The following is a 25,725-nucleotide window of genomic DNA, read 5'->3' as shown; positions in this document are numbered from 1 at the left end:
TCGGACACCTCCGACCGGGCAGGCCCTGCGGCCCGCCGCCGGCCGGTCGTCAGACCTTGGTGACCTGGAGGTTCCCGTTCTGCACGGCGACCTGGTACTCGGGCAGCGGCTTCGGCGCCGGGCCGTCCTGGACCGCGCCGTCGGAGATCCCGAACCGGCTGCCGTGGCACAGGCACTGGATCTGCTCCTTGACCACGCCGTTCACCAGGCAGCCGGCGTGCGTGCACTTCGCGCTGAACGCCTTGTACTGGCCGGCGGCCGGCTGCGTCACCACCACGGCCTGCTCGCGGTACACCTTGCCGCCGCCGACCGGGACGTCCGCGGCGCTGCCGAGGTCGATCGGGCCGGCGGACTTGGCCTGCTCCTTGCCGCCGCCCGACGAGGAGCAGCCGGCCGCGGTGGCGCCGGCCAGCGCGACCGCCGCGCAGCAGAGGACGGTACGGCGGGACGCGACGGGCTCGGACATCGGGAACTCCTCGGTGCGGGGAAGGGCGCCAGCAACGTAGCACGCACCACGCGGACCGCCCGGGGAGCCTGGCGACTCCCCGGGCGGATCCGGCCAACCCTTCGGCTACTTCTTCCGGCGCTTCACCGGCGTCGCGTCCGAGACGCCCGGCAGGATGTCCCGCAGGAACTTGCCGGTGTGGCTGGCGGTGGAGGCGGCGACCTCCTCCGGGGTGCCCTCGATGACGACGGTGCCGCCGCCGGCGCCTCCCTCGGGGCCCATGTCGACGAGCCAGTCGGCGGTCTTGATGACGTCGAGGTTGTGCTCGATGACGATGACCGTGTTGCCCTTCTCGACCAGGCCCTCCAGCACCTTGATCAGCTTGCTGATGTCCTCGAAGTGCAGGCCGGTGGTGGGCTCGTCGAGGACGTAGACCGTCCGCCCGGTGGAGCGCTTCTGGAGCTCGGCGGAGAGCTTGACGCGCTGCGCCTCGCCGCCCGACAGGGTGGTCGCGGGCTGGCCGAGCCGGACGTAGCCGAGGCCGACCTCCTTGAGGGTGCGCAGGTGGCGGGCGATCGCGGGGACGGCCTCGAAGAAGTCGAGGGCCTCCTCGATCGGCATGTCCAGCACCTCGGCGATCGACTTGCCCTTGTAGTGGACCTCCAGCGTCTCCCGGTTGTAGCGGGCGCCGTGGCAGACCTCGCAGGGGACGTAGACGTCCGGCAGGAAGTTCATCTCGATCTTGATGGTGCCGTCGCCGGAGCAGTTCTCGCAGCGGCCGCCCTTGACGTTGAACGAGAACCGGCCGGGCAGGTAGCCGCGGACCTTGGCCTCCTGGGTCTCCGCGAACAGCCGCCGCACGTGGTCGAAGACGCCGGTGTAGGTGGCCGGGTTGGAGCGCGGCGTCCGGCCGATCGGCGACTGGTCGACGTGCACCACCTTGTCGACCAGGTCGGTGCCTGTGATCCGGGTGTGCCGGCCGGGAACGCTGCGGGCGCCGTTCAGCTCGCGGGCCAGGTGCGAGTACAGGATGTCGTTGACCAGCGTGGACTTGCCGGAGCCGGAGACGCCGGTGACGGCCGTGAAGGTGCCCAGCGGGAAGCCGACCGTGACGTCCTTCAGGTTGTGCTCGCGGGCGCCGTGCACCACGATCTGGCGCTTCTTGTCGCGCGGCCGGCGGGCGGCCGGGATCGGGATGGCCCGCTTGCCGGCCAGGTACTGGCCGGTCAGCGACTCCTCGTTCTTCAGCAGTTCCTTGAGCGACCCGGAGTGCACCACCTTGCCGCCGTGCTCGCCGGCGCCCGGGCCGATGTCGACGATCCAGTCGGCGGTCTTGATGGTGTCCTCGTCGTGCTCGACGACGATCAGGGTGTTGCCGATGTCCCGCAGCCGGACCAGGGTCTCGATCAGCCGGTGGTTGTCGCGCTGGTGCAGGCCGATGGACGGCTCGTCCAGCACGTAGAGCACGCCGACCAGGCCGGAGCCGATCTGGGTGGCCAGCCGGATGCGCTGGGCCTCGCCGCCGGACAGGGTGCCCGCGGCGCGGTTCAGCGACAGGTAGTCGAGGCCGACGTCGACCAGGAAGCGCAGCCGCTCCAGGACCTCCTTGAGGACCCGCTCGGCGATCTTCTTGTCGCGGGCGTCGAGGCGCAGCGCGCCGAGGAAGTCCGCGCAGTCGCTGATCGACATGGCGGAGACCTCGGCGATGGACCTGTCCATCACGGTGACCGCGAGGACCACCGGCTTGAGCCGGGTGCCCTTGCAGGTCGGGCAGGGCACCTCGCGCATGTAGCCCTCGAAGCGCTCGCGGCTGGAGTCGCTCTCGGACTCGGAGTGCCGCCGCGTCACGAACGGGACGGCGCCCTCGAACGCGGTGGTGTAGGAGCGCTCGCGGCCGTACCGGTTGCGGTAGCGCACCTCGACCTGGGTCTTGTGGCCGTACAGCAGGGCCTTGCGGGCGCGGGCGGGGAGCCCCGCCCACGGGATGTCGGTGCGGAAGCCGAGTTCGCCGGCCAGCGCGTCGACCAGCCGCTGGAAGTACTCCTTGGTGGCGCCCTGCGACCACGGGTGGATGGCGCCCTCGTCGAGCGACTTCTCCTCGTCGGGGACGAGCAGTTCGGGGTCGACCTCCATCCGGTTGCCCAGGCCCGAGCAGTCGGGGCAGGCGCCGAACGGGGAGTTGAAGGAGAAGGAGCGCGGCTCCAGCTCTTCGAAGGAGACGTCGTCGTACGGGCAGTAGAGGTGCTCCGAGAACATCTTCTCGCGCTCGGGGTCGTCGTCCGGCAGGTCGACGAAGTCGAGCACCACCATGCCGCCGGCCAGCTTGAGCGCGGTCTCCACCGAGTCGGTGAGCCGGCGCTTGGCGCTGGACTTCACGGTGAGGCGGTCGATGACCACCTCGACGGTGTGCTTCTCCTGCTTCTTCAGCGTGGGCGGCTCGGTCAGCTGAACGGTCCGGCCGTCGACCCGGGCGCGGGCGTAGCCCTTGGACTGCAGGTCGGCGAAGAGGTCGACGAACTCGCCCTTGCGCTCCCGGACGACCGGGCTGAGCACCTGGAACCGGGTGCCCTCGGGCAGCTCCAGCACCTTGTCGACGATGGCCTGCGGCGACTGCCGGGCGATCGGGCGCCCGCAGTGCGGGCAGTGCGGCTTGCCGATCCGGGCGAACAGCAGGCGCAGGTAGTCGTACACCTCGGTGATGGTGCCGACGGTGGACCGCGGGTTGCGGCTGGTGGACTTCTGGTCGATCGAGACGGCCGGGGAGAGACCCTCGATGAAGTCGACGTCCGGCTTGTCCATCTGCCCGAGGAACTGGCGGGCGTACGAGGACAGCGACTCGACGTAGCGCCGCTGGCCCTCGGCGAAGATCGTGTCGAAGGCGAGCGAGGACTTGCCGGACCCGGAGAGGCCCGTGAAGACGATGAGGGAATCCCGGGGCAGGTCGAGCGAGACGTTCTTGAGGTTGTGCTCGCGTGCACCGCGGACGACGAGGCGGTCTGCCACAGTAACTGGCGCCTTTCTCCGGGTCGAAATGTGAGGTCTGCTTCTTCCAGGATGCGCCCGCCAGCGTACTAGCTCACCAGTTCGAATATCGAACCTGTCCAGCGGGGTCCACCCGGACGAGTGAACGGCACCCGCGCCCGACGGTAGCGTCAACGACTGACAACCGGTCCGGGCAACGGCCCGGGCCCGTCGAGAACCGCCTTGAACCGCTCCACCGACCGTCGAAAGGCACCACCCGATGAGCGACGCGACCACCGCGGCCGAGCAGCTGCAGGCCACTGTCGAGAGCACCGCCGAACTGCTGCACACCCTGACCGAGCTGAAGCCCGAGGATCTGTTCGAACCGTCCGGCCTGCCCGGCTGGACCCGCGGCCACGTGCTGACGCACATCGCCCGCAACGCGGACTCCCTGGTCGTCCTGCTGTCCAACGCCCGCACCGGCCAGAACCTTCCCCAGTACTCCAGCCCGGCCGCCCGGGACGCCGACATCGAGGCCGGCTCCGGCCGGCCGCTGGACGTGCAGCTGGCCGACGTCCGCGACAGCCAGCAGCGGTTCGTGGACGCTGCCCGGGAGCTCGCCCCCGAGCACTGGCAGGCCGTCCTGACCCACCGCTCCGGCTACACCTTCCCGGCCTGGCAGCTGCCCGGGAAGCGGCTGGCCGAGCTGGAGTACCACCACGTCGACCTGAACGCCGGCTACACCCCGGCGCACTGGCCCGAGCCGTTCGCGATCGCCGAGTTCCGCCGGCTGGGCGCGCACTTCGGCGCGCTCGACGGCCTGCCGGCGGTCCGGCTGATCGCCGAGGACGCCGGCCTGGAGGCCCGGCTCGGCGGCGACGGCGACCCGCAGCTGGTGGTGGAGGGCCCGGTCCGGGCGCTCACCGGCTGGCTGTCCGGGCGTTCGGACGGCGACGGCCTGCAGGTGCACCGCGGCGACGAGGGCCTGGTCGACGCGCGCACCTCCCTGCCCGAGCTCCCCCCGATGGGATGATGGTGCCGGTTGACGGGACACCCCCAGCGACAGCGAGGAGCGGCGTGATGACGTACCACGGAGCGGTCAAGGTCGGCGGCGCGCCCGACGTCCGGGAGCTGGCCCACCTGATCATCACGAAGGTGGCGGTCGGGCCGTACGACAACAACGCCTACCTGCTGCGCTGCCGGGCCACCGACGAGCAGCTGCTGATCGACGCGGCGGCGGACGCCCCGGTGCTGCTGGAGACCGTGGGCAGCCGGCTGGCCATGGTGGTCACCACCCACCGGCACCGCGACCACTGGGCCGCGCTGGCCGAGGTGGTCGCCGCGACCGGGGCGCGCACCGCGGCCGGCCGGATCGACGCGGAGGGCATCGACGTGCCCACCGACGTCGCGCTGGAGGACGGCTCGGTGCTCCGGGTCGGGCAGATCGAGCTGACGGTCCGCCACCTGGTGGGCCACACCCCGGGCGCGATCGTGCTGGTCTACGACGACCCGCAGGGCCACCCGCACCTGTTCACCGGCGACTGCCTGTTCCCGGGCGGGGTCGGCAACACCTGGGGCGACGCGGCCGCGTTCGACTCGCTGTTCCGGGACGTCAACGAGAAGATCTTCGACGTCCTCCCGGACGAGACCTGGGTCTACCCGGGCCACGGCAGCGACACCACGCTGGGCGCCGAGCGCCCGCACCTGCCGGAGTGGCGCGAACGCGGCTGGTGAGCACGCGCGAGGGCCCCCGCCGAGGCTTCGGCGGGGGCCCTCGCGCACGCCCGGGTCAGGCGTCGATCTCCGCCGACCGGTCGGCGTCGTCGGCGTTCTGCCGGTGCGAGGCGATCAGGCTGGTGACGGTGGTGACCGCCAGGGTGGCCAGGATGAAGCCCAGCGAGACCGGGATGCTGATCTCCGGCACGTGCACGCCGCTCTCGTGCAGCGCGTGCAGCACCAGCTTCACGCCGATGAAGCCCAGGATCACCGACAGCCCGTAGGACAGGTGGACCAGCTTCTTCAGCAGGCCGCCGATCAGGAAGTACAGCTGCCGCAGGCCCATCAGCGCGAAGGCGTTGGCGGTGAAGACGATGTACGGGTCCTGGGTGAGGCCGAAGATGGCGGGGATCGAGTCCAGGGCGAACAGCACGTCGGTGGTGCCGATCGCGATCATCACGATCAGCATCGGGGTCATCAGCCGGCGGCCGTTCTCCCGCACGAACAGCCTGGTGCCGTGGTAGGTCTCGGTGGACGGGACGCGCTTCTGGATGGACTTGAGCAGGCGGTTCTCCTCGAAGTCCTCCTCGCCCTCCTCCTCCGCCCGGGCCTCCTTGATCAGCTTCCAGGCGGTCCACACCAGGAACGCGCCGAACAGGTAGAAGACCCAGGAGAAGCTGGAGACCAGCGCCGCACCACCGGCGATGAACACCGCGCGGAGCACCAGCGCGATGATCACGCCGAACATCAGCACGCGCTGCTGGTAGATCCTCGGCACCGCGAACTTGCCCATGATCAGGATGAACACGAACAGGTTGTCGACGCTGAGCGACTTCTCCGTGATGTAGCCGGCGAAGAACTCCCCGGCCGGCTTCCCGCCGCCGTACCAGGCCAGGAAGCCGCCGAACAGCAGGGCCAGCACGACCCAGACCGCCGTCCAGATGCCGGCCTCCTTGATGGAGACCTCGTGCGGCTTGCGGCCGCCGATGAAGAAATCGGCCACGATCAACAGGGCCAGCACCGCGATGGTGCCGGCCCACAGGCCTGCGGAAACGTCCATGACTGCTCCTCCGGCAGCTAGGCGAACATCGTCACTGCCGGAGGTCTCTTCCGCCGCGCGGCGCGCCCGCAGGCCGGTGCCGCGCGGCCAGCGCCCCGGGATGCCGCGACGGGCACCCGTGATGACGGGGTCACTGAACGGGGAATACTCCCCTCCGCTCCCGTCGAGAGTAACAGGAGGACCAAGGAAGGGTAAAGAAGGTAAAGAGATGCCCCGAGGGGCGGAGGACGCGGCCTACAGGAACGGCTCGATGAACGGCAGCATGTCGCGGAAGGTGCGGCCGCTGGCGGGGGCGCCGATCGCGGTCATCTTCCAGCCCGCGCCGTCCCGCTCCACCTTGGCCATGATCTGCCCGGTGTGGGTGCCGCCGCCGGTGAGCTCGTAGCGGGCCAGCTCCTTGCCGGTGCTCTCGTCGACCAGCCGGCAGTGCGCGTTCTGCACCTCCAGGAAGTTCTGGCCGCTGTACGAGCTGACGGTGAACACGATCTGGGTCACCCGGCGCGGCACCTTGGTCAGGTCCACCAGGATGCTCTCGTCGTCCTCGCCGCCGGCGCCGCCGACCAGGTTGTCGCCGGTGTGCTGCACCGAGCCGTCGTTGCTGACCAGGTGCGAGAAGAACACCACGTCGCTCATCGCCTTGCCGTCGTAGAGCAGGGCGGACGCGTCCAGGTCGATCTCCTTCGGGCGGCGGCTGAAGAAGCCGCGCTTGCCCGGAGCGGACTTCCAGCCGAGGCCCATCCGGACCACGCTCAGCTCCCCGCCGCTGGACTTCAACAGGCTGACGCTCTGACCCTTGGCCAGGTTCACCGACACGTCGACCACCCCTTCCGCCGGGTCGCCCCGGCTCTCGCACGCGGCCGGACGTGCCAGGAGCGCCCTGGCACCGGGCCGGCCGCGCACCACCCTACGCCGCCGCCCCGCCGCCCCGGTCCGGGACGGCGAGACTGTGGCAGAACCACGACACGGCGGGCCGTTCCGGACCGCCCGATCAGGCCATCCCGGCCTCGCGCATCTGGCGCAGCTCCCGCTTGAGCTCCTTCACCTCGTCGCGCAGCCGGGCCGCCGCCTCGAACTGCAGCTCGGCGGCGGCGGTGTGCATCCGGTCCGTCATGTCCTGGATCAGCTCGGCGAGCTCGGCCGCGGGCAGGCTCCTGGCCGGCTTGCGGTCGAGGCCCAGCGACGGCACCGGGGCCTTGCCCTTGCCCTGCTGGCGGTAGCCGGTGGCGAGCAGCTCCTCGGTGTCGACGTCCTCGCCGGCCATGGTGGACAGCAGGTCGCCGATCTTCTTCCGCAGCGGCTGCGGGTCGATCCCGTGCTCCTCGTTGTACGCCTGCTGGACGGCGCGCCGGCGGTTGGTCTCGGAGATCGCCAGGTCCATCGCCGGGGTGATCTTGTCGGCGTACATGTGCACCTGGCCGGAGACGTTCCGGGCGGCGCGGCCGATGGTCTGGATCAGCGAGGTGCCGGAGCGCAGGAAGCCCTCCTTGTCGGCGTCCAGGATCGCCACCAGCGACACCTCGGGCAGGTCCAGGCCCTCGCGCAGCAGGTTGATGCCGACCAGCACGTCGTACTCGCCGGCCCGCAGTTCGCGCAGCAGCTCGATCCGGCGCAGGGTGTCGACGTCGCTGTGCAGGTAACGGACCCGGATGTCCAGGCCGAGGAAGTAGTCGGTGAGGTCCTCGGCCATCTTCTTGGTGAGCGTGGTGACCAGGACGCGTTCGTCCTTCTCCACCCGCTGCCGGATCTCGTGCACCAGGTCGTCGATCTGGCCCTCGGTCGGCTTGACGATCACCTCGGGGTCGATCAGGCCGGTCGGGCGGATGATCTGCTCCACCTGCCCGTCGCCGCGCGCCAGTTCGTACTTGCCCGGGGTCGCCGACAGGTAGACGGTCTGGCCGATCCGCTCCTGGAACTCCTCCCACTTCAGCGGCCGGTTGTCCATCGCCGAGGGCAGCCGGAACCCGTGCTCGACCAGCGTGCGCTTGCGCGAGGCGTCGCCCTCGTACATCGCGCCGATCTGCGGGACCGTCACGTGCGACTCGTCGATGACCAGCAGGAAGTCCTCGGGGAAGTAGTCGAGCAGGGTGTTCGGCGGCGAGCCGGGCTCGCGGCCGTCGAAGTGCATCGAGTAGTTCTCCACGCCCGAGCAGGTGCCGATCTGGCGGAGCATCTCGATGTCGTAGGTGGTGCGCATCCGCAGCCGCTGGGCCTCCAGCAGCTTGCCCTGCTTCTCCATCCGGGCGAGGGTCTGCTCCAGCTCCTTCTCGATGTCGTTGACCGCCCGCTCCATCCGCTCCGGGCCGGCCACGTAGTGCGAGGCGGGGAAGACGTACACCGAGTCGTCCTGGCTGATCACCTCGCCGGTCAGCGGGTGCAGCGTGTACAGCGCCTCGATCTCGTCGCCGAACATCTCGATCCGGACGGCGAGCTCCTCGTACACCGGGAAGATCTCGATGGTGTCGCCGCGCACCCGGAACGTGCCGCGGCTGAACGCCAGGTCGTTGCGGGTGTACTGGATGTCCACGAAGCGGCGCAGCAGCGCGTCCCGGTCGACCTCCTCGCCGACCTTGAGCCGGACCATCCGGTCCACGTACTCCTGCGGCGTGCCGAGGCCGTAGATGCAGGACACCGACGCCACCACCACGACGTCCCGCCGGGTGAGCAGGCTGTTGGTGGCGGAGTGGCGCAGCCGCTCGACCTCCTCGTTGATCGAGGAGTCCTTCTCGATGTACGTGTCCGTCTGCGGGACGTACGCCTCGGGCTGGTAGTAGTCGTAGTACGAGACGAAGTACTCGACGGCGTTGTTCGGCAGCAGCTCGCGGAACTCGTTCGCCAGCTGCGCGGCCAGCGTCTTGTTCGGCGCCATCACCAGGGTGGGGCGCTGGAGCTTCTCGATCATCCACGCGGTGGTGGCCGACTTGCCGGTACCGGTCGCACCGAGCAGGACGACGTCCTTCTCCCCCGCGCGGATCCGGCGCTCCAGCTCGGCGATGGCCGCCGGCTGGTCACCATTGGGCTGGTAGGGGCTGACGACCTCGAAGGGCGCCACGGACCGCTCAATACTCGTGATGGGACGCACGCCTCCACGGTACGACCGCCCGCCGACACTCCGGGTCCGGTCCGGGCTGTCGGCGGTGGTCGTTAGCGTGTCCGGCATGACCGAACTGGCAGAACTTGTGCTCACCGCCGACGAGCGGGCCCGCGGGACCGGCGTCGACCGGGTGCTCCTCACCCTGGACTGGAGCGGCGAGGAGGAGCCCGGCCGGCTGGCGGAGTTCGTCGCCGCCCGGGTGCGGGCCCTCGGCGCCGACCCGGCGGACGTCGACGACACCGCCGTCCGCCGCGCCGCCGAGGCCGATCCGGCGCTGCGGCGCGGCGACCTGCCGGTCCGCCAGCTCGACCACCTGTCCGGGGTGCTGGCGGGTCTCGGCTGCGCCCTCCTGCAGGTGCACCACGGGGACGACGCCTACGCGCTGCTGGTCGCCCGGACCGGCGGCAGCACGCCGGACGGCCTCACCGGCCTCACCCACGACCACTGCCCGGTGCTGCCCTGGGGCACCCGGCCGACCCTGGTCTGCCTGGACTGCCCCGGCTGCGCGCAGCAGCTGGTCTGGGAGCTGCCGCCCGGCGAGACCCTGGCCGGCGAGCGCTGCGACTGCGGGACGGCCCTGTTCGACGCCGACGGCCGGCCGCTGCCGGACGTCACCCTGTACCCCTGAGCCGGGCGCGCTACTTCGCGGAGTCGCGGGCCAGCGCCACCAGGCGGGAGACCGCCCGCAGGTACTTCTTGCGGTAGCCGCCGCGGAGCATCTCCTCGGTGAACACCTGGTCGAACGGCACGCCGGAGGCCGTGATCGGCAGCTCCCGGTCGTACATCCGGTCGGCCAGCACCACCAGCCGCAGCGCGGTCGACTGGTCGTCGACCTGCCGCACGCCGCGCAGGAACACCGCGCCGACGTCGTCCAGCAGCGCGCCGTAGCGGCTGGGGTGCACCTCCTTGAGGTGCTCCAGCAGGGTGTCGAAGTCGTCCAGCGAGGCGTTCGGGGTCGTCTCGGCCCGGGCGGTCACCTCGGCGTCCGAGTACGGCGGGGGCGCGTCCGGCAGGCCGCGGTGGCGGTAGTCCTGGCCGTCGATCCGCACGGGGCGGAAGTGCGCGGACAGGCCCTGGATCTCCCGCATGAAGTCCGCGGCGGCGAACCGGCCCTCGCCGAGCTTCTCCGGCAGCGTGTTCGACGTCGCGCAGAGCTTGACCCCGTTCTCGACCAGCCGGCTCAGCAGGGTCGACACCAGGACGGTGTCGCCCGGGTCGTCGAGCTCGAACTCGTCGATGCACAGCAGCCGGTGGGAGCTCAGGGTCTTCACCGCGCCCTGGAACGTCAGCGCGCCGACCAGGTTGGTCAGCTCCACGAACGTGCCGAACGCCTTGGGGCCCGGGACGGCGTGCCAGAGCGACGCCAGCAGATGCGTTTTTCCTACGCCGTACCCGCCGTCCAGGTAGATCCCCGCCGGCCCGCTCGGCGCCGGCGCGGACCGCCGGAACCAGCCGCGCCTGACCGGCTCCGCGCCCGCGTTCAGGCCCGCCGCGAACGACTCCAGGATCTGCACGGCCTCGTACTGGCTGGGCTGCGAGGAGTCCGGCAGGTAGCTGCCGAAGCTCACGCCGGCGAACCGCGGCGGCGGCACCATCTCGGCCACCAGCCGCTCGGCCGGAACCACCGGCCGCCGGGCGGCGAGGGCTGTCACGGTACGGATCTCGGACTCCGAGGCAGGTGCAGACACGAGAAACCAGCCTACAGGTGGGCGCGAAACGCCGGGGATGCACCTCCGGAGGCGCGCGGGGTCCTCCCGCGGGCACGTCGTCGTCCCGCGTCGCGACCGTGCTGGTGGGCGCCTTCCGACGCGCGGTTCCCCGCGCCCCCGTCCTCGCGCCCACCTGCCAGACTCGGTCCCATGGAGCAACTTCTCGGCAACACCCCCGGCACGCCCGGCAGTCTGGAGTGGCTGGCGGAGGCGTACGCGTACCCGTCGGACGGCCCGTGGCTGCGGGCGAACATGGTGGCGTCGCTGGACGGCGCGGCCCGGCTGGACGGCCTCTCGGACGGGCTGTCCAGCGAGGCGGACAAGCGGATCTTCGGGGTGCTGCGGGCGCTGTGCGACGTGGTGCTGGTGGGTGCGGAGACGGTGCGGGCGGAGGGGTACCGGCCGGGTCGGGCGCGGGCGGAGTTCGCCGAGCGGCGGCGGGCCGCGGGCCAGCTCCCGGCGCCGGTGATCGCGGTGGTGACGCGGAGCCTGGACCTGGACCTCTCGGCACCGCTGTTCACCTCCCCGCTGGTGCCGACGGTGGTGATCACCACCGAGGACGCGCCGTCCGGGAAGCTCGCCCGGACCGCCGCGGCAGCCGATGTGATCACCGCAGGAACGGGGTCGGTGGACCTCCCCCGGGCGGTGGCGGCGCTCACGGAGCGTGGTTGGCACCGCCAGCTCTCGGAGGGCGGTCCCCGCTTGCTCGGCCAGCTCGCGGCGGACGGTCTGCTGGACGAGTTGTGCCTCTCGCTGGCCCCGTTGGTGACAGCGGGTGATTCACCGAGGATCGTGAACGGGCCGCAAATCGCGGACGTCCGGCGGATGCGGCTGGTGTCATTGATCGAGGAGAAAGGTTTCCTCTTCACCCGCTATCTGCGGTCGACCGATCCGGACCGCTCCCCGAGCGACCCCGCCCGCACCTGAGCCACTTCCTGACCGATGTGGATCATGTGTTCCGTGTGGCGCGTGTGCAGCGTGAGGAATCCTTCCTCCGGGCACTATGAAGGAGGGGCTGAGGAAACCGGACCCGGGGGCCCGTACCAGCGAAGGGACTCACGTGTTCAAGACCGTACTGATGATCGAAAAGGCACTGTCCGACGCCGACGTGGAACTGGTCACCACGCTCCACGGCGAGGAGCAGGTGTCCTTCGTCGTCCTGATGCAACCGCGCGGCAAGCAGGACGAACTGCTGCGCGCCCTGGACGACGTGGCCCTCGGCCATCTCGACCAGGCGGTGCACGAGCGCGAGGAGCCGTCCGAAGCGGCCCCGACGCTGGCCGGGGAGTCCCTCGAACACAGCCTGCGGCACCTGCGGCGGGCGGGGGCGGAGGCGGTCGGCGAGGTGGTCGAGGAGCATCCGCTGGTGCGGCTGCGCGAGGTGGTGGAGGAGAACCGGGCCGACGAGGTGCTGGTGCTGACCTCGCCGCACTTCGTCGAGGAGTTCTTCCACCGCGACTGGGCCTCCCGGGCCCGGCACGAGGTCGGCGTCCCGGTGCTCAAGCTGTTCGCCAGCGAATCCTGACCGCCCTGCCGATTAGGGCAGAATCGTCCCGTGAACCGCGCAGCCGCACGGTTCACGGGACGCCCTCTCTTCCGCCTCCTCTACTGCCAGTACGGAGCCAGCCTTGAACGACGCCGCGCACGACCTGCACGCCCCGCACTTCATCGGCATCGGCGGCGCCGGCATGTCCGGCCTGGCGAAGATCCTCGCGGTGCGCGGCGCCGCCGTGTCGGGCAGCGACGCCAAGGAGTCGGACACCGTGCGGGCGCTGCGCGAGCTGGGTGCCACGGTGTTCGTCGGGCACGCCGCCGAGCACCTGCCGGCCGGCACCAGCAGCGTGGTGGTGTCCAGTGCGATCCGCGCCGACAACCCGGAGCTGGTCGCCGCCCGGGAGCGCGGCATCCCGGTGGTGCACCGCTCGGACGCGCTGGCGGCGCTGATGGGCGGCCGGCGGGCGCTCGCGGTGGCGGGCACCCACGGCAAGACCACCACCACCTCGATGCTGGCGGTCAGCCTCGGCGAGCTCGGCCTGGAGCCCTCGTACGCGATCGGCGGCGACCTCGACCTGCCCGGCTCGAACGCGCACCACGGGGCGGGCGAGATCTTCGTCGCCGAGGCCGACGAGAGCGACCGCAGCTTCCACAAGTACGCGCCCGAGGTGGCGATCGTGCTGAACGTCGAGCTGGACCACCACGCCAACTACGCGTCGATGGAGGAGATCTACGAGTCCTTCGAGACCTTCGTCGGCCGGATCGTCCCCGGCGGCACCCTGGTGGTCTCCGCCGACCACGAGGGCGCCCGCGAGCTGACCCGCCGGGTCGCCGGCCGGGACGGCCTGAACGTGGTGACGGTCGGCGCCGCCGAGGACGCCGACGTGCGGGTGCTGTCGGTGGCCGCCCGCGGCATGACCAGCGAGGTGACGGTCGAACTCGGCGGCGAGCGGCTGACGTTCACCGTCTCGGTGCCGGGCCGGCACTACGCGCACAACGCGGTGGCCGCGCTGGCCGCGGGCGTCGCGCTGGGCGTCCCCGCGGAGGGGCTGGCGAAGGCCCTCGGCGCGTACACCGGCGTCCGGCGGCGGCTGCAGCTGAAGGGCGAGGCCCGCGGCGTGCAGGTGATCGACTCCTACGCGCACCACCCGACCGAGATGGCCGCCGACCTGGAGGCGATCCGCGAGGCCGCGGGCGCCGGCCGGGTGCTGGTGGTGTTCCAGCCGCACCTGTTCTCCCGCACCCAGCAGCTCGCCGAGGAGATGGGGCAGGCGCTGGCGCTGGCCGACGCCTCGGTGGTGCTGGACATCTACCCGGCCCGCGAGGACCCGATCCCCGGCGTCACCGCCGAGCTGATCATCGACGCGGCCCGCCGGGCCGGCGCGGACGTCCGGGCCGAGCACGAGTTCGCCGCCGCCCCCGCCGTGCTGGCCGGACTGGCCCGCCCCGGCGACCTGGTGCTGACCATGGGCGCGGGCGACGTCACCAACCTGGGCCCGGAAATTCTGGCCGCCCTGGCGGACGTTGCACCTGCTGTCTGAGTCCGACGGCGAGCCCTGGAGAGCACCGTGAGCTACGAGGTCCAGAAGTCCGACGCCGAGTGGCGGGCCGAACTGTCCCCCGAGGAGTACCACGTGCTCCGCGAGGCCGGCACCGAGCGCCCGTTCGTCGGCGAGTACACCGACACCAAGACCGTCGGCGTGTACAGCTGTCGGGCGTGCGGCGCCGAACTGTTCAGCAGCGAGACGAAGTTCGACTCGCACTGCGGTTGGCCGTCGTACTACGCGCCGCTCGCCGGCGACTCCGTGGAGTACCTGGAGGACACCACGCTCGGCATGCGCCGGGTCGAGGTCCGCTGCAAGAAGTGCGGCAGCCACCTCGGGCACGTCTTCGAGGGCGAGGGCTACGACACGCCGACGGACCAGCGGTACTGCATCAACTCGATCTCGCTGCGCCTGAAGCCCGCCGAGTAGGGCGCGGCCGCGCCCGCCCCCGTGGAAGACTGAACGCTCTGGTTCGGTCTGGACGTGGGTGGGGCGGGCGTGGCACGGCGGCGGTCTTCCGGGGTGTGGTCGGTACTGGCGGAGGCGCAGCGCGAGCAGCACCGCCGCGCGGAGGCACGACCGGGGTCGTCCGGTCCGTCGCGTGAGCGGTCCCGGCAGGAGGTGCGGCGCGCGCCGGCCCGGTCCGGGTCGGTGCGGTCCTACGAGCAGGAGCGGTCTGCCGACGCGGCCCGCCGGACGGCCGAACTGGACGATCGTGTCGCGGAGTTGCGTCAGGTACTGGCCACCGGCCTGACCGGTCCGGGGTTCTCGCTGGCGGCTGTCGCCTCGGCCGGACAGCAGCCGCTCCCGCCGTTCGACCCGGGTCCGCTGGGCACGCCGATCCCGATGCCCGATCAAAACAACTACCTGCTCCCTCCCCTGACGGGCCCTCAGGCCCATCAGGATGCCGCCCGCCGCCAGTGGAACGCCCGCGCGGCGGAGGCCCGGGCCAGGTTCGAGCACGACTGGCACGCGACCTGGGCAGCCGAGCAGCAGCGCCAGCGCCAACTCGCCGACTACCGCGCCCAGTACGACGCGTGGGCAGTCGAGCGGCGTCGGCAGCTGGCCTGGCAGTCCGCGCAGGCCGCGGAGTTGTCCGCGCAGGTGCGGGCGGGCGAGAGCGAGGCCGTGCTGGGCCTGTTCGAGACGGTACTGGGTTGGCGCGAGGACTGGCCGGACGGCTTTCCGTCCGTCGGCGGGGTCTCCTGGGACGGGTCCGCGGGCCGGCTGGTGATCCGCTGGGAGTTTCCGCCGTTCGACGTGGTGCCGGCCGTCGGGAAGTACCGCTACGTGCGGTCCGCCGACCGGGAGGACGAGGTCGCCCGGCCGGTCGCGCAGCGCAAGGAGCTCTATCGCGAGGTCCTCGCGCAGACCGCGCTGCGGGTGCTCGCCGAGGTGTTCCGGGCGGACACCGCCGGATTGCTGACCTCGGTCGGTCTGAACGGCGTGGTGGTCGCTCCGGATCCGGCGACCGGCCGGGAGGGCGACCGCTGCGTCCTGGCGGTCGAGGTCGACCGCAGCACCTTCCGCCGCCTCGCCCTGGACCGGGTCGAGCCGATGGACTGCCTGCTCGACGCGCTCGGGGGACGCATTTCCGCCCGCCCCGAGAAGGCGGACCCGGTCGCCGCGATCCCGGCCGCCGCGTCCTTCGCCCCGGAGGCCGCCGACCCCGACCTGTTCGCCATGGACCCGATCGAGTTCGAGAAGCTGATCGCCGAGCTGTTCCGCCGCCGCGGCCTCCGGACCAGCACCACCGCCCGCAGCGGCGACGAGGGCGTCGACGTGCTCGCCGAGGACCCCGACCCGATCACCGGCGGGAAGATCGTCATCCAGGCCAAGCGCTACCGGCACACCGTCTCCCCCAGCGCCGTCCGCGACCTGGAGTCGACGATGCGCCACCAGGGCGCCAACCGGGGCATCCTGGTCACCACTTCGCGTTTCGGTCCGGGGTCGCGCAAGCACGTGGAGAACAAGCCGCTCACCCTGGTCGACGGGACGATGCTGCTCACCCTGCTCCACGAGCACGGCCTGCCGGGTCGCCTCGGTCCGGCTCCGGAGCCGGTCGGGATGCCCCGCCAACGCGGAGCCGAACCCCCGTTCCTCGGTGTGGAGTTGCAGCCCGGTCAGAACACCGCGCTGCCCGACGGCGAGGTGCGGGTGCGGTTCCGGGCCGGCGGCGCGGACGCCGATCTGACCCTGCTGCTGCTCGACGCCGGCGGGAAGGTGCGCACCGACGAGGACTTCGTCTTCTACCACCAGCCGACCGCCGCGAACGGCGCCGTCACCCTGGAGCCCGGCGACGGCAGCGCCGTGGTGCGCACCGGTCGGCTCCCCGCCGCCGTCCACCGGGTCGCGGTGTCGGTGAACCTCGACACGGACTCCGACGCCACCTGCGCGGACCTCGTCGACCCGGCCGTGGAGCTCGCCGCCGGCGGCGGCCGGTGGGTGTTCCGGCCGCCGGCCGATCCGGCGGTCTCGGCGATGGTGGTCGCGGAGATCTACCGGCACCCGGCCGACGGCTGGAAGCTGCGTGCCGTCGGCCAGGGCTGGTCGGAGGGCCTGGCGGGGCTGGCCCGCGCGCACGGCGTCGACGTGGAGTAGGGGGTCACAGCGTCCGGCTGTGCTTCCACTCCTCCGCGCAGACCCGGTACCCGAACCACTCGTTGATGGCGAGCATCGGCGCGTTGTCGGCGTCGTTGTTGGTGTACGCGGCGACGAGTCCGCGGGCCTGCGCGCGGTGCAGCGAGTGGGCCTTGGCGAGCTTGGCGAGGCCGCGGCCGCGGTGCGTGGAGCGGGTGGCCGTGAAGGCCGACCAGTAGGTGCGGCCGTCGGTCTGCGCGGCGGAGAAGGCGACGGCCTCGCCGCCGTCGAGGGCGACCACGGTGAGGGTGTGGTCCTGGTCGGGGCGGTTCCAGATCTCGGCGAGCCAGCTCTCGTAGGACTGGTCCTCCAGGGCCAGGTCTCCGGGTTCGGAGCGGGTGCCGTCGATGTCGACCAGGTACACGGGGTACGGGTCGTCCAGGAAGTCGGCGGCGGGGCGCAGTTCGATGCCGGGCGGGGTGGCCGGCAGGGGCGGCAGCGGGGTGGTGAGGTCGCGGCCGGCGAACTGCGCGCGGCGGCCCTTGCGGTAGCCGCGGGCGGCGGCGAAGGCGAGTGCTTCCGGGGTGCCGTCCGCCCAGCCGTGGACCTCGCGGGTGCCGAGGGCGGCGAGTTCGCGTTCGGCGGCGGTGACCAGGGCGGTGCCGATGCCGGCGCCGCGGTGCGCGGGAAGCACGCTGACGTTCAGGAAGCCCTGGTGCGGGGTGGTGCTCTCGGTGACCGGGCCGAACCTCGCGGAGCCGACCACCTGTCCGGCGCGTTCGGCGACCAGCAGGTGGTAGTGCGGCAGGCCGACGAGCCAGCTGGTCACTTCGGGCGTGATGACCAGGTGCGGCCGGCCGGCCCGGTAGGCCTCGGTGGCCCCGGCGGCGTCCTCGGGGGTGAACGGGCGGATGTGGTACGGCGTCGCAGTCATAGGCATGTCACGTTAGCCAGTCGTTCGCCTGCGCGCCGCTGAATTTCCCCCCACCTGCGGGCCGGTTCGTTCAGTGCGCCGGAAACCTCAAGTTCAGCTCTGAGTTTCCGGTGTCCCGCTTGGCATCGGCTCCGCCCGGATACACCCTCGGCAGGGGGAGCCGGGGCCGTCGAATGGCCCGGCGGAAAGGGGTGGAATATGTCGTCGTCCGCAATTCCGCGGCTGGGCACGGGGCTCGGCTGGCGCCCCGAGATCGACACCGTCGTGGAGCGGCTGCCCGGCCTGGACTGGGTGGAGGTGGTCGCGGAGAACGTCTGCGCCGACCATCTGCCGCCGTCGCTGGCCGAGTTGAGGAGCCGGGGGGTCACGGTCGTCCCGCACGGCGTCTCGCTCGGCCTGGGCGGCGCCGCCGCGCCCGATCCGGCCCGGCTGGCCCGGCTGGCCGCGGTGGCGGAGGCGCTCGGGGCGCCGCTGGTCAGCGAGCACCTGGCGTTCGTCCGGGCGGGCGGCCTGGAGGCGGGGCACCTGCTGCCGGTGCCGCGGACCAGGGAGGCGCTGCGGGTGGTGGCCGCCAACGTGCGGATCGCCCAGCGGGAGCTGCCGGCGCCGCTGGCGCTGGAGAACATCGCCGCCCAGCTGGCCTGGCCGGGCGAGGAGTTGACGGAGGCCCAGTTCCTCGCCGAGCTGGTCGAACGGACCGGCGTGCGCCTGCTGGTGGACGTCGCCAACCTGCACACCAACCGGGTCAACCTGGGCGTCGACCCGGCCGCCGAACTCGACCGGCTGCCGCTGGACGCGCTCGCCTACGTGCACGTCGCGGGCGGGGTGGAGCGCGACGGCGTCTGGCACGACACGCACACCCATCCCGTCACCGCCCCCGTGCTGGAGGTGCTCGCCGCGCTGTGCGAGCGCACCGACCCGCCGGGGGTGCTGCTGGAGCGCGACGGCGCGTACCCGCCGCCCGCCGAACTGTCCGCCGAACTCGACGCGATCCGCCGGGTCCACCGCACGGCCCGCGTCCACCGGGAGGAGAACGCCCGTGTCCGAGCTTGACGAATACCTGATCCGCGACCGCGCCGACGCCGAACTCGCCCTGGCCCGCCGCCACCTGGCCGCCCGTCAGGAAGAGCTGCTGACCGCCCTGGTGGCCGGCGGCCCCGCCCCGGCCGGCTTCGACCCGGCGCAGTTGCGCACCCAGTCCGAGGGCCTGCTCGCCAAGCGGCGGGAGACCGTCGGGCACCTGATGCCGGAACTGCCCGAGCTGCTCGGCGCGGACTTCGCCCCGCTGTTCCGCCGCTACGCCACCGGCCGGCCGCTCACCGGCGGCTACCGGGCCGACGCCCGCGCCTTCGCCGACTGGGCGCTGGACGCCGCACCCGGGGCGCCCTGGCACCCGGCGCTGCGGCGGCTGCTGCACCCGGCCGCGAGCCGCTGGGGCCGCCTGCTGCCGCGCCGCACCGCCCGGGCCCACCCGTAACCACCGCACCGCCGAACGAAAGGACGCACGGGGGAATGTGGAACATGCAGTTCGTCGTCGCACTGGTCCTGGTCGCGCTGGCCATGACCGTCGCCACCGTCTTCGACCGGCGCTGCCGCCGGGTCACCGATCCGCAGGGCCTGCCGGGGCGCGGCATGCCGCTGCTGGACGCCGCGTTCCTGGCCGGCGGGCCGGACCGGGCGGTGGGCACCGCGCTGCTGCGGATGGAGCGCGAGGGCCGGGTGGTGGTCTCCCGCGCCCGGCGGGTGACGGTCACCGACCCGGCGCCGCGCGACCCGGTCGAGACGGTGCTGATCACCGCCGTCGGCGGCCGCACCGGCCGGGACCTGTCGGTGCTGCGGGACTCCGTGCTGGGCGCCCCGGAGGTGCGGCGGATCGGTGACGCGCTGGCCGCCCGCGGCCTGCTGCGCCGGCCCGCCGCGCTCAGGGCGGCGTGGCGGGCCCGCCGGCTGGTGGTGCTCGCGCTGCTGGTGACGCTGGTGCTCGGAACGGTCGCCACCGTCCGGTGGCTGTCCGGGCCGGAGCGGGACGCCAGCACGCCCCCGTTCTTCGCGTTCGGGGCGCTGGCGGTGATCGCCGCGGTGCACCTCGCGGTCGGCCGGCCGCCGAAGTCCCGGATCACGCCGGCCGGTGAGCGCCAGCTGCAGCTGCTGCGCGGCAGCAGCCCGTGGCAGCCGCACGGCGTCGACCGCCAGTACGCCGCCCTGGTCGGCGCGTACGCCCTGGGCGGGCCGGCCTCGCTGAGCACGTCCGAGGACATGCCGCTGCGCGCGGCGTTCGGGGGCGCCGTGGCGGCACCGCCGCCGGCGGGGGCGGCGAAGTCGGGACGGTCGTCGCGGTCCTCGCGCTCGGGCAGCGGCTCGCACTCCGGGACGGCCGCGGGCGGGGCGTCGTGCGGGAGCACCGCCTCCTCGTGCGGTTCGTCCAGCTCCTCGGGAGGCTCCGGCGGGCACGGCGGCGGCCACTCGGGCGGGCACTCCTGCGGGTCGTCGCACTCGTGCGGTTCGTCCAGTTCGTGCGGGTCGAGCTGCGGCGGCGGCGGGTGCGGTTCCTGAGAAACAGCTTTGTCACAGTTCGGTATCGCGGCCGGGGGATCCGTTCCGTTCGCCGCGGGCACGGGACTAGAACAAGCAGCATGTGGGTGTTGCTGCTGATCCCGACCTGTGCCGCCGCGGTGCTGTCCTGTCTCCGCCTGGTACGGGTCGCCGCGATCGCCGACGCTCTCGCCGACCACCTGCCGGCCGACGCCCGGCCGTCGGGGATCGGCCTGTACGAGACGGCGTACCTGGCGGGCGGCCCGGCCCGGGTGGTCGATCTGGCGCTGGTCCGGATGGCCGGGCTGGGCCGGCTGCACCTCGCGCACACGGGGTGGACCACGGTGGTCGATCCGCAGGGGCGGGGCCGGCTGGAGCGGGCGCTGATCTCCGCGATCGGCCCCGAGGGCCAGTGCCGCACCGCCCAGTTGAAGGCCGCGCTGGCCGCCCACCCCACCGTCCGGGACATCGGCGACCGGCTGGCGCTGGCCGGGCTGGCCACCCCGGCGGTGGTCCGGGACCGGGCGCTGCGGGCGATCCGGCACGTCCGGTACGCGCTGCTGTGGGCGGCCGCGATGCTGCTGCTGACGGTGGTGCTGAACGCCGACGGGGCGTCCGCCCGGACGGTCCTCGCCTGGTACGCGCTGCCGCTGGTGCTGACCGGCGGCACCCTGCTGATGGCCCGGGTGGACGTGCACGCCTACACCGCCTGGGCGGCCCCGGCCGGCCAGCGGCTGCTGGGCACCATGCGGTGGCCGCACGTCTGCCTGACCGGCACCGCCGACGACCTGCTGACCGCGGTCGCGATCCGCGGCCCCGAGGCCGTCCAGGACCCGCGACTGCGGGCGGCACTCGGCCAGCGCTAGGCCCGATCCGACGGAGGCCGCCACCGGGATCCCGGTGGCGGCCTCCGCGCCGTGCGGGGTGCGGGTGTCAGCCGCGGCGGCCCCGGCGGCGGGCGAGGGCGACGGTGAGGACGCCGAGGGCGAGCAGGGCGGCGCCCGTCGCGGCGGTGCCGAGCGTCTCGGCGCCGGTGCTGGCCAGCACGGACGAGGACGCGGTCGGGGATGCCGTGGCGGCCGGGGTCCGGCTGTCGGGCGAGGCCGCCGGGGCGGCGGGGGTCTGCCCGCCGTCGGTCGGCGTCACCGTCGGCTCGGGCGTCGGGGTCGGCGTGGGCGTGGGCGTCGGGGTGCTCGGGGCCGGGACGGTGTGGTCGGCGGTGCAGCTCTTCGTGCTGTCGCAGGCGCCCCGCCGCTCGTCGGGGGTGCCGACGGTGCTGTGCAGGCGGCGGTCGCCGTCGCCGTTGACGGTCACCGAGTAGGTGATCGTCGCGCTGCCGCCGACCGGCAGGTCGCCGGTCCAGGTCAGCTTGCCGTCCTTGACGGTGGCGGTGCCGGTGCTCGCCGCCACGTCGCCCGGGTAGGCGGCGTCGTCGAGCAGCTGGGACAGGTCGCCCGTGACGGTCGCGCCCGCGGCCGGGTCCGCGCCCTGCTGGGCGACGGTCACGGTGTAGGTGACCTCGGTGCCGGTCTTCACCGTCGAGCCGGACGCCGGGTCGGCGCTCTGCCAGAACACGTAGCCGCCGGTGGTCGCAGGGTCCTGGTAGGTGTACGTCCCGGCGGCGGCGGTGCCGCCGGGGGTGGTGACGGTGACGTCGGCCGTCCCGGGGGCGGTCCCGGCCGGGACGGTGGCGGTGATCTGCGTGTCGCTGTCCACGGTGAACGCGGTGGCGGGCACGGCGCCGAAGGAGACCGCCGTCGCCCCGGTCAGGTGGCTGCCGGTGAGGACCGTCCTGGTGCCGCCGGCCAGCGGGCCGTGGTCGGGGGCGAGGCCGGTCACCGCCGGCGCCGGGGCCTGGACCTGCGTGGTCAGCGAGTCGGCCCCGACGGGCTGGTTCCGGTCGCGGGCGTCCGCCGAGACGGTGACGCTCCCGCCCGCCGTCGGCAGGACGGTCAGGGTGATCGAGGTGGCGGAGGGCAGGCCGGCGAGGTTCCAGCACGCGCCGGACGATCCCGCCGTGAAGTCGCAGTCCCAGTCCCAGGCCGACGACTTGGCGGACGTCACGGTCGCGGCGGCCCCCGCCAGCGCGATGTTCACGTAGGGCGAGTTCTTCCCCGGGCCGGCGTTGTTCGGCACGTCGAGGGTGACGGTGTACGGGGCGTTCGCCGGCACGGGCCCGGCCGGGCCGGCGAGTTGCACGACGGCGTCGGCACGGGCGGGGTCGGCGCCGGCGAGTATGCCTAACGCGGTGGTCGTCGCGGCGAGCAGGACCGCCCGGCCGCGCACGCGGCGGGGCCGGGCCGCCGCGGAGGTGGAGAGGGACATGGACATCCTTCGGTGGGGACGGGATGGGCGGGCAGGGGTGCGGCCGCCCCGGGAGGGGCAGCGGTCGGCACTCCGGGCGCGGTTCAACCGGACGTACGGGACACGCCGCCGGGTGCGATCATCGCACAGTATCCACAAACGGATTGAGTATTTCCGCATTCCGGCGACCCGATCCGATCCGCCGTCAGCTCCCAGCGCCGGACCGGGAGTTCGCCCCCACGCGGGCCTCCCCGCAGCCGATCGGGCCAGTTCCGGCACCGCACCAGCGCGTCGTACACGAAGGACACCCGGCGGCCCGCAGACTCGGCGGCATGACTCGTCTCCGCACCGCCGCCGCGGCGGTCCTCGCCCTGTCCCTGGCCGGTCTGCTGGCCCCCGCCCCGGCGGTCGCCCTGGAACGGCCCCGGCAGCACCAGCGGTCCGCGCCGGACCAGCGCCTCACCCCCGCCGAACGCCAGGTCAACGCGTTCTTCGCGCAGTACCGCGAGGACGTCCTGAGCGGGGACCTCGACGGGGCCCGCCAGGTCCGCGCGCAGTACCTGACCGACGACCTGAACGCCCGGCTCGACCAGTGGGCGGCCGAGAACGACGCCGACCCGGTGTTCCGGGCGCAGAACGTGCCGGCCGGCTGGAGCGTCGCCCAGGGCGACAGCGGCGCCGGGCACACCACCGTCCTGCTCACCGAGCAGTGGGACGACGGCTCCACCACCCTGGTCGACTACCAGCTGCGCCTGCCCGACCTGGTCATCGACGACCTGGAGAACGCGCCGGCCTGACCGGGGCCGGAACGGCCGACAGCCGCCACCGTGGGCACGGTGGCGGCTGTCGGGGCGGACCGGAGCGGCCCGGCGGTCAGAACAGTCCGGCGACCAGGTCGCCGACCGACTTGCGGCGGCCGGTGAAGAACGGCACCTCCTCGCGCACGTGCAGCCGGGCGCGGGACGGGCGCAGGTCGCGCATCAGGTCGACGATCCGGTGCAGCTCGTCGGCCTCGAAGGCCAGCAGCCACTCGTAGTCGCCGAGCGCGAACGACGCCACCGTGTTGGCGCGCACGTCCGGGTAGCCGCGGGCCATCTGCCCGTGCTCGGACAGCATCGCCCGGCGCTCCTCGTCGGGGAGCAGGTACCACTCGTAGGAGCGGACGAACGGGTAGACGCAGACGTACTCGCGGGGCCGCTCGTCGGCGAGGAACGCCGGGATGTGCGACTTGTTGAACTCGGCGGGGCGGTGCAGCGCCATGTTCGACCAGACCGGCTCCATGCGGCGGCCCAGCCCGGTGCGGCGGAAGCGGTTGTACGCCTCCTGCAGGTCGTCCGAGGACTCGGCGTGCCACCAGATCAGCAGGTCGGCGTCGGCGCGCAGACCGGACACGTCGTAGGTGCCGCGGATCACCACGTCCTTGGCGTTGAGCTGCTCGAAGAGGGCGTCCACCTCGGCGACGAGAGCGGTGCGGTCCTCGGGGAGGCCGTCCTTGAGCTTGAACACCGACCACATGGTGTAGCGGATGACCTGGTTGAGGTCGCGGGCCTTCTTCTTCACGGGCTGCTCAGTGCTATCGGTCATGAGCCCATTGTCCCTTCTGTGCGGGTGGTTCCGGCGACGGGGTGGACGGCGTCGGCGGCCCGGCGGGCGCTCGCGACCACGGCGGGGATCCCGACGCCGTCGTACGCCGCGCCGCAGGCGGCGATCGCGCCGAGGCCGTCGAGCCGGGTGCGGATCCGGGCGACCCGGTCGAGGTGGCCGACCGGGTACTGCGGGAGGCCGTCGGTCCAGCGGGTGACGGCGTGGTCGTACGGGGTGGCGCCCAGGCCGACGGCGGCGCCCAGGTCGGCGAGCGAGCGGGCGACGAGTTCGGCGTCGTCCAACTGGAGCGCGGCGTCCTCGCGGTGCCGGCCGAGCGAGGTGCGCAGCAGGAAGGCGTCGGGGGCGGAGCGCTCCAGCCAGCCCCACTTGTTGCTGGAGAAGGTGGACGCCTTGATGTGCCGCCGGTCCACCGGGGGCACCAGGAAGCCGCTGCCGGTGAGCGGGCTGTCCGCCAGGTCGGCGCGCCGGAACGCCAGCGTGACCAGCGCCATCGACGCGTACTCGATCTCCCGCAGCTCGGCCGCGGCGGCCGGCGCGTCGGCGGCCAGCAGTGCGGCGGCGTGCGGCGCGGGGACGGCCAGCACCACGGCGTCGGCGTGCAGGCGCCGCCCGGCGGTGGTGACCTGCCAGCCGTCGGGGGTGCGGCGCAGCGCCTCCACGGGGTGGCCGGTGAGCAGTTCGGCGCCGTGCGCGCGGTCGTACGCGGCGATCGCCCCGGGGAGGGTGCCGAGTCCGCCGCGCAGGCCCTGGAAGACCGGTCCGGTGGCGGTCGCGGCGGCGGTCCGCTCGTGGACGGCCTCGACCAGCGAGCCGCCGCGCTGGGCGAGCGCCAGCAGCTGCGGGACGGCGGCGCGGATCGAGATCTCGTCGGCGTGGCCGGCGTACACGCCGCCGAGCAGCGGCTCGACCAGCCGGTCGACGACCTCGCGGCCGAGCCGGGCCGCGACGTAGGAGCCGATCGCGGCGTCGTCGCCGATCTCGGCGGGCTGCTCGTTCGCGGCCCGCTCCAGGCCCTCCGGGGTGAGCACGCCGGAGGCCTTGAGGGCGTCCAGGTCGCCGGGGACGCCCATCAGCTGGCCGGCGGGCATCGGGCGCAGGCCCTCGCGGGTCCAGATCGACGCCTTGGCGGTGGTGGGCGGCTCCAACTGCTCGCCCAGGCCGACCTTCCGGGCCAGGTCGACGGCCTCGGGACGCCGGGCGAGCATCGACTCCGCGCCGAGGTCGACCGGGACGCCGCCGACTTCGCCGCCGAGCAGTTTGCCGCCGAAGCGGTCGGACGCCTCCAGCACGGTGACCCGCACCGGCCGGTCACTGAGGAAGGCGGCCGCGGCCAGGCCCGCGATGCCGCCACCGATCACCACGACGTGAGGTTTCGCCATGTCCCGAAGTCTCGCAGCCCTTATCCCGGATCCCGAAATGCCCCGCACCGCCGGCCGAGACCGGTGCGAGGCCGAGGCGTGATCGTTCCGGTACCGCCGGGGCGGGTCCGGTTCACGGGTCCGCGCGTCACAGTGCCGAGGGGCGGGCGAGCGGCCCGCCGTCGACCACGGGGAGGGGACGGGCATGGGAGTACGGGTGCGCAGAGCGGGGGTGGCCGGCGCGGTGGCGGCGGTGCTGCTGCTGGCCGGGTGCAGCGCGAGCGGCAGCAGCGCGTCCGCGGGCAGGGCGGACAACGCGGCGGCGCCGGCGGTCGCGCCCGCGGCCGGCGGCGCGAAGGCGGCGGGCACCCCCGGTGCGGGCGGCGCGGGGT

General features: G+C 73.1%; 21 protein-coding genes and 2 pseudogenes. 13 read left to right on the top strand and 10 right to left on the bottom strand.

What is annotated here, in order from left to right; all coding sequences use genetic code 11:
* Positions 1-49: 49 nt before the first annotated feature.
* Positions 50-466: a Rieske (2Fe-2S) protein gene (locus ACFV1L_RS30850; protein WP_380372100.1), complete on the bottom strand. Its 417-nt coding sequence runs from the start codon at positions 464-466 to the stop codon at positions 50-52.
* A 105-nt stretch (positions 467-571) separates the two neighbouring features.
* Positions 572-3,448, bottom strand: a complete 2,877-nt coding sequence (uvrA, locus tag ACFV1L_RS30845) for an excinuclease ABC subunit UvrA (protein ID WP_380372098.1) — start codon at positions 3,446-3,448, stop codon at positions 572-574.
* A gap of 238 nt (positions 3,449-3,686) precedes the next feature.
* Between uvrA and ACFV1L_RS30840 the strand changes: the two genes are divergently transcribed.
* Both ACFV1L_RS30840 and ACFV1L_RS30835 read left to right on the top strand, forming a co-directional pair.
* Positions 3,687-4,439: a maleylpyruvate isomerase family mycothiol-dependent enzyme gene (locus tag ACFV1L_RS30840; RefSeq protein WP_380372096.1), complete on the top strand. Its 753-nt coding sequence runs from the start codon at positions 3,687-3,689 to the stop codon at positions 4,437-4,439.
* A 47-nt stretch (positions 4,440-4,486) separates the two neighbouring features.
* A complete protein-coding gene (locus tag ACFV1L_RS30835) occupies positions 4,487-5,140 on the top strand; it encodes an MBL fold metallo-hydrolase (protein ID WP_380372094.1) in 654 nt (217 codons plus the stop codon).
* Positions 5,141-5,195: 55 nt separating this feature from the next.
* On the opposite strand, the gene ACFV1L_RS30830 is transcribed toward ACFV1L_RS30835, so the two are convergent.
* The 3 genes from ACFV1L_RS30830 to uvrB all read right to left on the bottom strand — a co-directional run bounded on the left by ACFV1L_RS30830 (position 5,196) and on the right by uvrB (position 9,261).
* Complete coding sequence (locus tag ACFV1L_RS30830; protein WP_380372091.1) at positions 5,196-6,182, bottom strand: TerC family protein; 987 nt, start codon at positions 6,180-6,182, stop codon at positions 5,196-5,198.
* A gap of 234 nt (positions 6,183-6,416) precedes the next feature.
* The gene (locus tag ACFV1L_RS30825) at positions 6,417-6,995 is read right to left on the bottom strand and encodes a TerD family protein (RefSeq protein ID WP_380372088.1); all 579 of its coding nucleotides are present in this window, start codon (positions 6,993-6,995) and stop codon (positions 6,417-6,419) included.
* Between the two features lie 175 nt (positions 6,996-7,170).
* Positions 7,171-9,261, bottom strand: coding sequence for an excinuclease ABC subunit UvrB (gene uvrB, locus ACFV1L_RS30820; protein WP_380372086.1), 2,091 nt, complete (start codon positions 9,259-9,261; stop codon positions 7,171-7,173).
* Between the two features lie 76 nt (positions 9,262-9,337).
* On the opposite strand from uvrB, the gene ACFV1L_RS30815 reads away from it, so the two are divergent.
* A complete protein-coding gene (locus ACFV1L_RS30815; RefSeq protein ID WP_380372083.1) occupies positions 9,338-9,901 on the top strand; it encodes a hypothetical protein in 564 nt (187 codons plus the stop codon).
* 10 nt (positions 9,902-9,911) lie between these two features.
* Here the strand turns inward: ACFV1L_RS30815 and zapE are convergent, their stop codons facing one another.
* Positions 9,912-10,961: a cell division protein ZapE gene (zapE, locus tag ACFV1L_RS30810; protein WP_380372081.1), complete on the bottom strand. Its 1,050-nt coding sequence runs from the start codon at positions 10,959-10,961 to the stop codon at positions 9,912-9,914.
* 171 nt (positions 10,962-11,132) lie between these two features.
* Between zapE and ACFV1L_RS30805 the strand changes: the two genes are divergently transcribed.
* From ACFV1L_RS30805 to ACFV1L_RS30785, 5 genes are all read left to right on the top strand, one after another.
* Positions 11,133-11,909 (top strand): pyrimidine reductase family protein, encoded by a 777-nt coding sequence (locus ACFV1L_RS30805; protein ID WP_380372078.1) that lies wholly within the window; start codon positions 11,133-11,135, stop codon positions 11,907-11,909.
* Positions 11,910-12,042: 133 nt separating this feature from the next.
* The gene (locus ACFV1L_RS30800) at positions 12,043-12,507 is read left to right on the top strand and encodes an indole-3-glycerol phosphate synthase (RefSeq protein ID WP_380372075.1); all 465 of its coding nucleotides are present in this window, start codon (positions 12,043-12,045) and stop codon (positions 12,505-12,507) included.
* Positions 12,508-12,631: 124 nt separating this feature from the next.
* Positions 12,632-14,017 (top strand): UDP-N-acetylmuramate--L-alanine ligase, encoded by a 1,386-nt coding sequence (gene murC, locus ACFV1L_RS30795; protein WP_380372146.1) that lies wholly within the window; start codon positions 12,632-12,634, stop codon positions 14,015-14,017.
* A gap of 27 nt (positions 14,018-14,044) precedes the next feature.
* A complete protein-coding gene (gene msrB / locus ACFV1L_RS30790; RefSeq protein WP_380372073.1) occupies positions 14,045-14,449 on the top strand; it encodes a peptide-methionine (R)-S-oxide reductase MsrB in 405 nt (134 codons plus the stop codon).
* 192 nt (positions 14,450-14,641) lie between these two features.
* On the top strand, positions 14,642-16,621 hold the full coding sequence (locus ACFV1L_RS30785) for a restriction endonuclease (protein ID WP_380372070.1): 1,980 nt from the start codon (positions 14,642-14,644) through the stop codon (positions 16,619-16,621).
* A gap of 4 nt (positions 16,622-16,625) precedes the next feature.
* Here the strand turns inward: ACFV1L_RS30785 and ACFV1L_RS30780 are convergent, their stop codons facing one another.
* Positions 16,626-17,534 carry a GNAT family N-acetyltransferase gene (locus ACFV1L_RS30780; RefSeq protein WP_380372068.1) on the bottom strand — a complete coding sequence of 303 codons (909 nt, stop codon included), beginning with the start codon at positions 17,532-17,534 and terminating at the stop codon, positions 16,626-16,628.
* Between the two features lie 198 nt (positions 17,535-17,732).
* On the opposite strand from ACFV1L_RS30780, the pseudogene ACFV1L_RS30775 reads away from it, so the two are divergent.
* The 3 genes and pseudogenes from ACFV1L_RS30775 to ACFV1L_RS30765 all read left to right on the top strand — a co-directional run bounded on the left by ACFV1L_RS30775 (position 17,733) and on the right by ACFV1L_RS30765 (position 20,932).
* Positions 17,733-19,011 (top strand): annotated as a pseudogene (locus tag ACFV1L_RS30775) (DUF692 domain-containing protein).
* Positions 19,012-19,055: 44 nt separating this feature from the next.
* Complete coding sequence (locus tag ACFV1L_RS30770) at positions 19,056-20,087, top strand: TIGR04222 domain-containing membrane protein (RefSeq protein WP_380372065.1); 1,032 nt, start codon at positions 19,056-19,058, stop codon at positions 20,085-20,087.
* A gap of 80 nt (positions 20,088-20,167) precedes the next feature.
* Positions 20,168-20,932 carry a TIGR04222 domain-containing membrane protein gene (locus ACFV1L_RS30765; RefSeq protein WP_380372062.1) on the top strand — a complete coding sequence of 255 codons (765 nt, stop codon included), beginning with the start codon at positions 20,168-20,170 and terminating at the stop codon, positions 20,930-20,932.
* Positions 20,933-20,999: 67 nt separating this feature from the next.
* Here ACFV1L_RS30765 and ACFV1L_RS30760 read toward each other — a convergent pair whose 3' ends face one another.
* Positions 21,000-22,391 (bottom strand): IPT/TIG domain-containing protein, encoded by a 1,392-nt coding sequence (locus tag ACFV1L_RS30760; RefSeq protein WP_380372060.1) that lies wholly within the window; start codon positions 22,389-22,391, stop codon positions 21,000-21,002.
* Between the two features lie 311 nt (positions 22,392-22,702).
* On the opposite strand from ACFV1L_RS30760, the gene ACFV1L_RS30755 reads away from it, so the two are divergent.
* Complete coding sequence (locus ACFV1L_RS30755) at positions 22,703-23,167, top strand: hypothetical protein (protein WP_380372058.1); 465 nt, start codon at positions 22,703-22,705, stop codon at positions 23,165-23,167.
* Between the two features lie 76 nt (positions 23,168-23,243).
* Here the strand turns inward: ACFV1L_RS30755 and hemQ are convergent, their stop codons facing one another.
* Positions 23,244-23,954 (bottom strand): hydrogen peroxide-dependent heme synthase, encoded by a 711-nt coding sequence (gene hemQ / locus ACFV1L_RS30750; protein WP_380372056.1) that lies wholly within the window; start codon positions 23,952-23,954, stop codon positions 23,244-23,246.
* Positions 23,951-25,354, bottom strand: a complete 1,404-nt coding sequence (hemG, locus tag ACFV1L_RS30745) for a protoporphyrinogen oxidase (protein ID WP_380372053.1) — start codon at positions 25,352-25,354, stop codon at positions 23,951-23,953. Before hemG ends, hemQ begins: the two co-directional genes overlap by 4 nt.
* Before the next feature lie 184 nt (positions 25,355-25,538).
* Between hemG and ACFV1L_RS30740 the strand changes: the two are divergent.
* Positions 25,539-25,725, top strand: a pseudogene (locus ACFV1L_RS30740) (hypothetical protein); the annotation flags it as partial.

This window comes from Kitasatospora sp. NPDC059646 (assembly GCF_042734615.1).
Lineage (GTDB): Bacteria > Actinomycetota > Actinomycetes > Streptomycetales > Streptomycetaceae > Kitasatospora.
Note: the sequence above shows the minus strand (reverse complement) of the source record. Positions and strands in the feature narration are given on the sequence as shown.